This window comes from Diaphorobacter ruginosibacter (assembly GCF_040396215.1).
GTDB lineage: Bacteria > Pseudomonadota > Gammaproteobacteria > Burkholderiales > Burkholderiaceae_C > Diaphorobacter_A > Diaphorobacter_A ruginosibacter_A.
On the sequence record NZ_JBEBOW010000015.1, the window covers coordinates 25,057 to 36,631 of the forward strand.

At 63.5% G+C, this 11,575-nt stretch carries 9 protein-coding genes; all 9 read left to right on the forward strand.

Going from position 1 to position 11,575, the window contains the following annotated elements:
- The first annotated feature begins 16 nt into the window (after positions 1-16).
- The 9 genes from ABWP92_RS03780 (at position 17) to ABWP92_RS03820 (ending at position 11,477) form a co-directional block, all read left to right on the forward strand.
- Entirely contained in the window at positions 17-943 is a 927-nt protein-coding gene (locus tag ABWP92_RS03780) for an SMP-30/gluconolactonase/LRE family protein (protein ID WP_353234019.1), read from the forward strand.
- 36 nt (positions 944-979) lie between these two features.
- Entirely contained in the window at positions 980-1,963 is a 984-nt protein-coding gene (locus tag ABWP92_RS03785) for a Bug family tripartite tricarboxylate transporter substrate binding protein (RefSeq protein ID WP_353234020.1), read from the forward strand.
- 101 nt (positions 1,964-2,064) lie between these two features.
- On the forward strand, positions 2,065-3,288 hold the full coding sequence (locus ABWP92_RS03790) for an FAS1-like dehydratase domain-containing protein (RefSeq protein ID WP_353234021.1): 1,224 nt from the start codon (positions 2,065-2,067) through the stop codon (positions 3,286-3,288).
- A 45-nt stretch (positions 3,289-3,333) separates the two neighbouring features.
- A complete protein-coding gene (locus ABWP92_RS03795; RefSeq protein WP_353234022.1) occupies positions 3,334-4,500 on the forward strand; it encodes a CoA transferase in 1,167 nt (388 codons plus the stop codon).
- Positions 4,497-5,699 carry a CaiB/BaiF CoA transferase family protein gene (locus tag ABWP92_RS03800; protein WP_353234023.1) on the forward strand — a complete coding sequence of 401 codons (1,203 nt, stop codon included), beginning with the start codon at positions 4,497-4,499 and terminating at the stop codon, positions 5,697-5,699. The genes ABWP92_RS03795 and ABWP92_RS03800 overlap by 4 nt, the downstream gene beginning before the upstream one ends.
- Positions 5,700-5,734: 35 nt before the next feature.
- Positions 5,735-6,316 carry a cysteine hydrolase family protein gene (locus ABWP92_RS03805; protein ID WP_353234024.1) on the forward strand — a complete coding sequence of 194 codons (582 nt, stop codon included), beginning with the start codon at positions 5,735-5,737 and terminating at the stop codon, positions 6,314-6,316.
- Positions 6,317-6,319: 3 nt separating this feature from the next.
- Positions 6,320-7,132: an HpcH/HpaI aldolase/citrate lyase family protein gene (locus ABWP92_RS03810; protein ID WP_353234025.1), complete on the forward strand. Its 813-nt coding sequence runs from the start codon at positions 6,320-6,322 to the stop codon at positions 7,130-7,132.
- A 252-nt stretch (positions 7,133-7,384) separates the two neighbouring features.
- Positions 7,385-8,032, forward strand: coding sequence for a GntR family transcriptional regulator (locus ABWP92_RS03815; protein ID WP_353234026.1), 648 nt, complete (start codon positions 7,385-7,387; stop codon positions 8,030-8,032).
- 592 nt (positions 8,033-8,624) lie between these two features.
- Positions 8,625-11,477 carry a DUF6923 family protein gene (locus tag ABWP92_RS03820; RefSeq protein WP_502907443.1) on the forward strand — a complete coding sequence of 951 codons (2,853 nt, stop codon included), beginning with the start codon at positions 8,625-8,627 and terminating at the stop codon, positions 11,475-11,477.
- Positions 11,478-11,575: the final 98 nt, after the last annotated feature.

Genomic DNA, 11,575 nt, shown 5'->3' on the forward strand with positions numbered 1-11,575 from the left:
ACAGGAGACAACGAATATGCAGAACCTCCAACTCCAGGGCCGTGTGATCGCGGATGGACTGTTGTTCCCGGAAGGCCCCGTCGCAATGCCCGATGGCAGCGTGCTGGTGGCGGAAATCCAGGGTGCGCGCCTCGTGAAGGTGTGCGCGGATGGCAGCAGGCAGGTGCTGGCCGAACTCGGCGGCGGCCCCAACGGCGCGGCGCTCGGGCCGGACGGACACGTCTATGTCTGCAACAACGGAGGTTTCAGCTGGCGTACGGACGATGGGTTCACCCGGCCCACCGGGGCGGCAGCGGACTACCGAGGCGGTTTCATCCAGCGTGTGAACCTGTCGACAGGCTCCGTGCAGACGCTGTACAGCGAGTGCGACGGCAGGCCGCTTCATGGGCCGAACGACATCGTATTCGATGCACATGGAGGCTTTTGGTTCACGGATTTCGGCAAGGCCTTCGATGACCGCATCATGCGCGGCGCGCTGTACTACGCGAGCACGGACGGCAGCTTCATCCGCCGCGCGGCGCAGCATCTGCTCACGCCAAACGGCGTGGGCCTGTCGCCCGATGGCAGGACGCTCTACGTGACGGAAACGGAGTCGAGCCGGCTGTGGTCCTATCCCATCACCGACCGTGGTGAGCTGGGGCTGGCACCTTGGCCGTCGCCCAATGGCGGCCAGCTGGTGCATGGCCTGCCGGGCTATCAACGCTTTGACTCTCTGGCGGTGGAGGAGGGCGGCAACGTCTGCGTGGCGACGCTCGTGCGCGGCGGCATCAGCGTGTTCTCGCCATCGGGGGAACTGCTGGAGTTCCACGTCGCGCCGGAGAGCTACTGCACCAATATCTGCTTTGGCGGACCGGACCGGCGCACCGCATTCATCACTTTGTCGGGCCATGGGCAGTTGTTTGCCGCCGAATGGCCAAGGGCCGGATTGCCGCTTGCGGCATGACGGATGGATTGATCACGAACTTATCCAGGAGAGCGCATGAAATCAGGTTTCTTGAAACAGGGCCGGCGGGCCATGATGCTGTGTTCGCTGGCAGCGGTGTGGGCCCTGCCGTCCCAGGCCCAGGCTTGGCCGGACAAGCCGATTCGCGTGATCGTGCCCTACGCCGCGGGACAGGGCGCCGACGTGCTGATGCGGCTGCTCGGCCAGGAGCTCTCGGCCTCATTGGGCCAGCCCGTGATCGTGGAGAACAAGGCGGGCGCGGGCGGCAATATCGGAACGGCGGCGGCGGCCAAGTCGGCGCCAGACGGCTACACCTTTTTGCTGGGAACGAACGCGACCAATGCGGCCAACGAGTTTCTCTACAGCAACCCGGGCTACAGCCCGGCCACGGATTTCGAATCCGTGGCGATGATCGGGCTGCTGCCCATGGTGATCAGCACCTCGGCTGCGGATATTCCCGCCAACGGGGTGGCAAAGCTCATCACCCAGGCCAGGGCCCATCCGCAGTCGCTGAACGTGGGGTTGCCCAGCACCACCGCCAATGTCGTGTTCGCGCAATTCGTGAAGATGGCCGACGCGCCGCTGTTCGGCGTGAAGTACAAGGCGTCGGGGCAGGCGCTGACGGACACCATCGGCGGGCAGATTCCGTTGGTCATCGACACGGTGACGGCGTCGCGCGCGCACATCGCCGCGGGCAGGCTGAAGGCGATCGGCATCACCTCGCGCAACGCCAGCGAAATGCTGCCGGGCGTGCAGTCGGTAGCGGAACAGGGGGTTTCCGGCTTTGACGTCGTGGCATGGGATGCATTATTTGCACCCAAAGGCACGCCAACTCTGGTCATTCACAAGATGAGCGATCACATTGCTCAGGCCCTGGCCATCCCCGAGATGCGCAAGCGCATGATGGACATCGGCGTGGAGCCGCTCGTCATGGATCCAGCGAAATTAAAGGATTTCGTGCAACTTGAGCGCAAAAAATGGGGTGATGTGATCGTTTCGGCCAACATTCGCATCGACTGAAACTGATCCCGCCACGTCGTTGACCCGGAAACTTACCTGGTTGACATCTTTCCAAAAAGAATGCATTCTGCATTTGGCATTATCTAAAGGAGCATTTATTCATGAATACCGCCACTCTCGAACCGCAAGTCGCACAATCCGACGTGGGCAACCGCCCCGCTGAAGGCCGCATCACCGACGAGGCCGTCGCCGCCGCGCGCGCCATGATCGGGCTGCACCTGCGCCCCGAAGGTCCCTACCTGCAGGACGCGACGGCAGACACGCTGCGCAATTGGTGCAACGGTATCGGAGACCTGAATCCGCTGTACCGCGATGTGGGTTACGGTGCGGGCACCCGGTACGGCAGCCTGGTGGGCCATCCGATGTTCCCGATGGCATTCGGCTGGCTGGGCCGCACGCGCTGGGGACTGCCGGGCGTGCATGGTTTCTACGCGGGCAATGATTGGGAGCTCTTTCGCAACATCAAGCCGGGCGATCGCCTGACCGCCATCGAGCGCGTGGTGGGTGTGGAGGAAAAGCAAAGCCAGTTTTCAGGGCGCCTCGTGCTGCAGTACGTGGAAGCGTCGTACTACAACCAGCGCAGTGAATTGGTGGCGCGAGGCCTGGGCACCTGCACGCGCCACGAGCGCAAGGCGGCGCGCGATGCGGGCAAGTACAAGGAAATCGTGCAGCATGAATACACCGACGAAGAGCGCGATCGCATCGACGAGATCGTGCTCAACGAGCCCAAGAACATCCGCGGCGCGAACGTGCGCTATTGGGAAGAAGTGGAAATTGGCGAGGAGCTGCCCACCATCGCGCGCGGTCCGCTGTCGCTGATGGACACCATGGGCTTCCTGGTTGGCTGCGGGCGTGGCCATACGCACGGCGTCGTGCTGCAGGCGGCGGTGAAGCACCCGGGCCACTTCTTTCGCAACCCCGAGGCGGGCGGCGGTGTCGAGTACACCGGTATCGGCCACCACCGCGAGTCGGTCGCCAAGGAAGTGGGCGTGCCAGGCACCTACGACTACGGACCGCAGCGTTCGTCGTGGATGTGCACGCTGGTGACGAACTGGATGGGTGATGCGGGCGTGCTCAAGCGCGTGCGCACCGAGATGCGCCGCTTCAACATCGTTGGCGACACCACGTTCTGCAAGGGCAAGGTCGTGCGCAAGTACGTGAAGGACAAGACGGGGCTGGTGGACATCGAGATCCAGGCGGTCAATCAGCGCGGCGAGTTGACCACTCCCGGTATCGCCACCGTGGCGCTGCCTTCGCGCGACGTCAGGCTGCCCGCGTTCCTCGATGGCTCGGCCATCGATCTGGAACTGCCGGTGGTGCGCTGACGAGAAACGGTAGAGGTCAACACGAGCGAGAAGCAGGAGGTTCACATGCAAGGCGACTGCGCGACAACGTCCCACACGGAGCTGCCACTGGCGGGATGCCGGGTCATCGAGCGTTCGCGTTCGGTGGCCGCGGCATACGCGGGCCGGCTGCTTGCCGCCATGGGGGCGGAGGTAGTGATGCTGGAGCCTCCCCAAGGCTCGCAACTGCGAAGCGCGCCGCCCTTGCTGGAGGACACCGGAGAGAGCGCGCTGTTTGCCTATCTGGCCCTGGGCAAACGCAGCACCGTTGCCGATCCCGGCGACGCCTCGCAGCGTGCGAACCTGATGCAACTGCTGGGCAATGCGCACATTCTGATCGACGATACCCCGGTGGCCGAACGCGCCGCAGCCGGCTTCGACCCGCAGAGCATCGCGGCCGCGTTCCCCCATCTGGTGTATGTGAGCGTCCTGCCGTTTGGCGCGGCTGGTGACAAGGCGCACTGGAGCGCCGAGGAAATCAACCTGCTGCATGCGGGCGGAGAAGGCTTCTTGCTGCCCAACGGACTGGCGAACGAGATGTTCCCCGATCGTCCGCCGCTCAAGATATATGGCCACTTCGGCGGCTACCAGGGCGGCTGCGTGGCTGCGATGAGCGCGCTGGCCGCATGGTGGGCGGCCCCCGCGGCGGGCGGTCAATTCGTTGACGTGTCGGTGCAGGACGCCGTTCTGGCCGTGGGGGCCTTTGCCCTGCAGCGCCTGGGCGATGGATCGCTGGAGCATCGCACCAGCAGGCGCTTCCGTTATGGCGGTGTGTTCAGGACACTTGACGGCTATCTGGAGCTGCTCACGCTGGAGGACCGGCAGTGGCGCGGTCTGGTGCAGTTGCTCGGCAGTCCGGACTGGGCATGCGATCCCGCATTGGAGGATCCGCTCGAGCGCAGCCGCCGCGGAGACGAGATCAATGCGCACATCCGCGAATGGATGGCGCGGCATGAGGTGGACGACATCGTGCGGCGCGCGCAGGAGCTGGGCGTGCCGGCGGCGAAGTACCGCACGCCGCAAGACGTGGTGCGCGGCGACCATGAGCGGGCTCGGGGATTGTTCGCGCGAGCGACGCTGCAAAGCGGGCGCGAGGTGGATTTGTTGAAAGCGCCGTTCCAGTTTCACTGCTCGCCCCTTCCCGCTGAAGGCTGCGTGCCCGCGCTGGGCGAAATGACGGAGGAGATGCTGTGACGAATCGAGACAATGCGCCGTTGGCGGGCGTGCGGATCGCGGACTTCACGATCCATGCGGCGGGGCCGTTCTGCACGCACATGCTGTCGCAACTGGGAGCCCAGTGCATCAAGATCGAGAGCCTGAGCAGGCCCGATGCGTTCCGCAAGCCGCATGCCGTGTATGGCCGCATGCATGCGGCGACGTTCGATCAGGTATCGGCCAACAAGCTGTCGGTGCGGCTCAACCTGAAGCAGCCCGAGGCCGTGGAGATCGCCAAGCGTATCGTCGCAGTCTCGGACATCGCGGCGGAGAGCTTCCGTCCGGGGGTGATCAAGCGTCTCGGGCTGGGATTCGACGTGCTGCGCGAGGCCAAGCCGGACATTGTGATGCTGTCGCTTTCCTCATGCGGCCAGAACGGACCGGACTCGCATTTCGCTGGTTACGCGCCCCTGTTCGGCGCATGGGGAGGCCTGGGCTGGATGACGGGTTACGCCGATGGCCCTCCGGTGGAGATGCGCCACGTCATGGACCATTCCGCGGGCGTGCATGCCGCGCTGGCAACGATTGCCGCGCTGCACCAGCGCCGCCGCACGGGAAGGGCGCAGCACGTGGACCTGGCCGCGCGCGAGGTGGCGTCCGCGATGATCGGCGATGCGCTGGCCATGGCCAGCGCGGGATTCACCCCGCAGCGGCCGGGCAATTCCAGCCCCGCCATGGCGCCGCATGGCGTGTATCCCAGCGCGCGCGCGGACCGCTGGATCACGCTCGCCGTGCGCAACGACGAAGAATGGCGGGGCCTTCTTCAGGCGCTGAACGTGGAGTGCGATGCGCCGCATCTGGGCACCGCGCAAGGGCGTCTCAAGCATGCCGCGGTGGTGGATGACCTGGTTTCGCGGTGGCTTTCGGCGCATGATGCCGATGCGATCGTGCAGCGGCTGCAGCGCGCGGGCGTGAGCGCGCACGTTTCATGGAACATGCAGGACATAGCGGATGATCCGCATTTGCGCGCGCGCGGCACGGTCACGCAGGTGAGCGCGGATGACGTGCCCGCGCGTCCCGCGGTGGGCGCTCCGGCGCGGTTCAGCCGCACGGATGATGTCGGCATCCACAGGCTCACGCCCGCGTTGGGCCAGGATGAGGACTATGTGTTCGGCGAGTTGCTGGGCATGTCGCGCACGCAGCGCGCGGAGCTGGAAGGCCGCGAGGTCATACTTTGAAAATTCGGCAGGTAATGACAAGGGAGAGGTAACACGTGAAGGATTCCATTTATCTGGTGCTGGACATGGAGAACGATCTCGTCCATGCGGACGGTTTCAACGGCAAGGCCGCATACGGCGAGCAGGTGCGCGGGCGCGGCATCATCGAAAAGACGCGCCACGCCATTGACAAGGCGCGCAAGGCCGGCATCCACGTCGGCTTCGTGCGCGTCGGGTTTTCTCCGGACTATCGTGAATGTCCGCCGAACTCCCCCATTTTCTCGGGTGCGCGCAAGAACGGCATTTTCCAGCTCGGAACCTGGGGAACGCAGAGCCACCCCGACCTGGGGCAGCGCCCCGAGGACTTCGATATCGTCAAGCATCGCGTGAGCCCGTTCTACAGCACCAGCCTCGAGGCGATCCTGCGAGCCAACGGAATCCGGCGGATCTACTGCTCCGGGATTTCCACCAACGCGGTGGTGCAGGCCACCGTGCGCGAAGGCCATGACCGCGACTACGAGATCATCGTGCTCGAGGACTGCTGCTGCGCGCCGTCGGCCGAGGAGCACGATAATGCGATCCAGGGACTCAAACGCTTTTGCACGCTGACCACTTCCCTGGATGTCCATTTCGAATAGCCCATGAGCCACATTGCCCGAACCTTTCTCTTCGTCCCCGGCGACCGGCCCGAGCGCTTCGCCAAGGCCGCCTCCAGCGGCGCCCATGACATCATTCTCGATCTTGAAGACGCCGTCGGCATGGACGCCAAGCCGCATGCGCGCGAGCAGGTACGGGAATGGCTTGGCGCGAGCGGCGCGCGGGCGCTCGTGCGCATCAACGCGGCCGCAACGCCGTGGTTCGACGAGGATCTGCGGATGATCCAGTCCCTGCCTGATGCCGCCGTGATGCTGCCCAAGGCGGACGTGCGCTCGCTGAGCCACGTCGCCGATGCGCTGCGCGGGCGGCGCATCGTTGCGCTTTTGGAAACCGTGGCTGCCTACCTCGACCTGAGGGCGCTGTGCGGCATTGCGGGAGTCGAACAGCTTGCCTTCGGCAGCGTGGATTTCGCCACCGAGAGCGGGATCGCGGACGAGGACCATGCGCTCGATGCCGTGCGCACGCGGATCGTCCTGGAATCCCTGGGCGCGGGCCTGCTGCCCCCGATCGATGGCGTCAGCGTGAACTTCAGCGATCCGGAGCAGATCGCCCGGGAGGCCCGGCGCTCGCGGCAGCTCGGCTTCGGCGGCAAGCTATGCATCCATCCGGCGCAGGTCGCGCCGGTGAATGCGGCATTCGCCCCCTCCGCCGCCGAACTGGATTGGGCCCGCCGCGTGCTGGCCGCCTTCGAGGCCAGCGCCGGCGCGGCGACCTCGCTCGACGGAAAGATGATCGACAAGCCGCTCGTGGACAAGGCCCGGCGCATCGTGGAAACGGATGCCGGCCACATGAGCTGAGTTCCATGGGCTTGCAAACCCGGGCGAGCCGATAGAGACGCGAATGTCGCTGCCGCGCCTGGCGCTGGATGATGAGTAGTTTTTGGGGCGGCGGGCGCTTTGCGCCGCCGCATATTCCGTCGCATAGAATGCTGCGAAAACCAAGGAATTACGGCTTGACGCGCGCCGGCAAGGAGCGCGTCGGCGATCAGGTCGCGGCATGGCAGGCGGTTGTTCGCATATGCGATGCCATGCAAGACTCACGGGCAACTCATGGATTACAGGACTAAGGAAGAACAGGTCGCAGACTATCTGCGCGAGCGCATCATCTCTGGCGTGTATCCGCGTGGTTCCCGGCTCAAGCAGGCGGAGATCGCGGAAGAGCTCAAGCTGAGCATCACGCCCGTGCGCGAGGCACTGAAGCTGCTGGAGGCGGAGGGCTACATCAGCGGCGATTCGTATCGCGGAGCGCGCGTGGTGCCGTTCGACCCCGAGGCCTCCGCCGAAATCCTCAATCTTCGCCTGTTGCTCGAGGCGCAACTGGTGCGCGGCGTGGTGCAGAACATCACAGCCCAGGACCTGGCCGAGCTGCATGCCCTCGGGGAAGAGTTCGCCACGGCCTTCTCGTCCGGCGACCGCGCCGCCGCGCGCGGTGTGAACTACCGCTTTCACCGCCGGATGTACGACATCGCGGGCATGCCGCAGACACTGCATTTCGTGCAGATACTCTGGGCGCGCTACCCTTTCGATGTGATCAACGCGGCACACAACCGTGGACCCGAAGCGGTCCAGGAACATAACGAGATCCTGCAGGCGCTGGCCACCGGCGACGCCGCCTCCGCCATGATCGCCATGCGCAAGCACATCGAATCGGGCTGGACCGTGTTGAAAACCTCCGTGGACGACGCCGAAAACGCGTAAACGCATCAATCAAGCCTGTGTGGGCAAGGACGCGCCCCCAGGCCAGGGTGGCCGCAAGCCTTTTTTCTGAGCGCCGTAACCATCGCCGGGCATGGAATCCAAGGCTCGGACACACCGTCGGCCGGAGCCTCTCCTCTTGATGGCGACCCGCCCGCTAGCTCACTAGCCTGATAACGCTTGCGCAAGTCCTCCGACTCGAAAGATCACCAGGAAATCAGCCATGGAGAGGAAAGCCGCCGCATAGCTCCACCTTTACTATCGCATGGGTAATGAGGCGGCGAGTTTGTTATTTTCTGATATTAAATTAAATCATTGCATTGAACTAATACTTGGAAGGCAACGAACCATCCAAGAGCCAAGAAAAGCGGTGCAATGCCTTGTTTGCAAGAAATAACAATGGTGATGTTCAATGCTTCGGCGGGTTAATTGAGGTCATGGATTGACTTGGACGTTTGAATTCCAATTTGTAGATCAACTATGGGATTCAAATATGCGATTGTTAAATTCTGTCATCCAGACGACACCTCCAGTTGCGCGCTGGCTGATGCGCAAGCAGATACGCCGTCTTAGGCCGGGAGCTCCACGGGTTGCCATGGCGAGCTTGGGAATTCGAGCGGTTTCATTGACGCGCATTGCACTGGCCTCGGCGCTGTGCATTGGCGCGTGGGGGCATGCTTATGCATTGTCATCCACAGCTTGCGACAACACGCTGTATGTATCCAATGCCAAGGATGCCAATAGCAAGACTTTCTTCAACAAGATCGATACAAGCACCAACCCACCTAGCTTGAGCAGCTTTGGTTCGGCGGCCGCGGCCAATAATTACAACGCATTGGGATACAACCCTAAGGATGGGTATTTCTATGCCATGAAGCGCGGGGATGATGGAACCCGTACTCTGTTCCGTATCGACAATGAGGATGGAACGGTTGCCGCGCAGTGGACGGTGTCCAGTTTGCCGATGAATATTTACACCAGTGGAGCTTTTGACCTGGATGGAAATTACTACATTAAGGAGCAAGGAAGTAATAACGCTATTTTTGTTGTCAATGTAAATACGCGTGCATTCGCAAAGATTACCTTGAGTCAGCCCATTGATGTATCCGACATGGCCTTTGTGAATGGCGTGCTGTATTCGGTGGGCAACAACGGACAACTATATCGAATCGATATTACGGAAAGCGGCGGGACTGTGACGGCAGTCGGCGAGCCTTACGACACGGCTCAGGGCACTCAGCTCGGCGCACAGTTTGGCGCAACTAACGGCTTGTTTGGCACGGCCAATGATGGTTCGGGGCTCTACTACATCGACGTTGCGACAGGTATTCGCACCAAGCTGTCCGACTCGCCTGTTGCCAGTTCCAACGACGGCGCCAACTGCCCTGATGCGGCGCTTGAATTTCCGGCTGACCTCTCCATCACCAAGACCGCCAGCGGCAACTATGTGGCGGGCCGCCCCCTGGTCTATACGATCGAGGTCCACAACGAAGGGGTGTTCGACGTCACCGATGCCCACGTGACCGACGTGCTGCCGGCGGGAATCACTTCCGCGAGCTGGACGTGCACGGCAACGGGTGCTGCCACTTGCGGCGCAGCCGAAGGGACGGGAAGCATAGACGACAAGATATACCTGCCCTACAAGGACACAGTCACCTACACGCTGTCGATGGATGTGCCGGCCGATTTCACGGGAGAGCTGAGCAATACAGCGGATGTGGCCCTGCCCGGCAACGCCCCCTATTTGTTCGATGGGAATCCAGATAACAACACCGCGACCGCCACCAGCGTGCAGAGCAAGGCCGATCTGGGCATCGCCAAGACCGACGGCAGCGGCAGCTACGTGCCGGGAACGAGCGTGACCTACACCATCACGGCCACGAACAACGGGCCCGATGCGGTCACCGGAGCCACGGTCAGCGATCCCCTGCCCGCGGGTATTACCGAAGCCAGTTGGACTTGCGTTGCGTCAGGTGGAGCCGCCTGCGCCGCCAGCGGAAGCGGCGCGCTCAATGACGCGGCTGATCTGCCAATGGGCGGCACAGCCACCTACACCGTGATCATGTCCGTGCCCTCTGGATTCGCCGGTGATCTGGTGAATACGGCCACTGTGGATTTGCCCGGTTTGATCGATGAAAACCCGGACAACAATGCAGCGACCGATACCGACGCGCAGAGCTCGGCCAACCTGGGCATCAACAAGACCGACGGCAATACCAGCTACCTGCCCGGAACGGACGTGACCTATACCATCACGGTCACGAACGCGGGTCCGGACGCGGCCAATGGCGCAACGGTCAGCGACCCGTTGCCCTCGGGTATTTCCACGGCCAAATGGACCTGCGCGGCTGCGGGCGGAGCCTCCTGTACCAGCAACGGGACGGGCGCGCTCAACGACAAGGTCAACCTGCCGATGGGCGGCATGGCCACCTATACCCTGGTCATGTCCGTGCCCGCCACGTTCACCGGCGACCTGAAGAATACGGCCACGGTGACATCGCCACCAGGCGTGATCGATGCCAATCCAGCCGACAATGCGTCCACTGACGTCAACACGCAAAGCACAGCCGATCTGAGCATCACCAAGACCGACGGCCAAAGCAGCTACAAGGCGGGAAGCGACGTGACCTACACCATCACGGTCACGAACGCCGGCCCTGACGCGGCCAATGGCGCCACGGTCAGCGACCCCTTGCCCTCGGGCATTTCCACGGCCAAGTGGACCTGCGCGGCTGCTGGCGGAGCCTCCTGTACCGGCAGCGGGACGGGCGCGCTCAACGATGACAAGGTCAACTTGCCGAAGGGCGGCTCGGCCACCTACACCCTGGTCATGTCCGTGCCGGCTACCTTCAAGGGCGCGCTGGTGAATATGGCCACGGTGAAATCTCCGCAGGGCGTGATCGACCCGGATGCGGGCAACGACACGGCGACCGACTCCGACGCGCAAAGCATGGCCGATCTGAGCATCAGCAAGACCGACGGCCAAAGCAGCTACAAGCCGGGAAGCGACGTGACCTACACCATCACGGTCAAGAACGCAGGCCCGGACGCGGCTGATGGCGCCACGGTCAGCGACCTCTTGCCCTCGGGCATCTCCACGGCCAAGTGGACCTGCGCGGCTGCCGGCGGGGCTACCTGCGCGGCCAGCGGAAGCGGTGCTCTCAGCGATACGGTCAACCTGCCAGCGGGCGCCACGGCCACCTATACCCTGGTCATGTCCGTGCCCGCCACATTCACCGGCGAGCTGGTGAACACGGCTTCGGTGACTTTGCCCGCCGACGTGATCGACCCTGACTCCGCCAACAACTCGGCTACCGACACCGATACGCAGCTTCTCGAAGCGGCAACGCCGGTGCCCGTCGGCGGCACCTGGATGCTGCTGATGCTCACGGGCTTGCTGGGCTGGCTGGCGATGCGCGGCAAGGCGCGCCACCACCATCGCGGTTGACAGAGAGCTCGATAGGGACCTGCCGTGGCCCATTCGGCAGGGCTTGCATGGACCGGGCGTCGGCGGACCTCCAATCCATGCGGGCCCCACCGCATGAG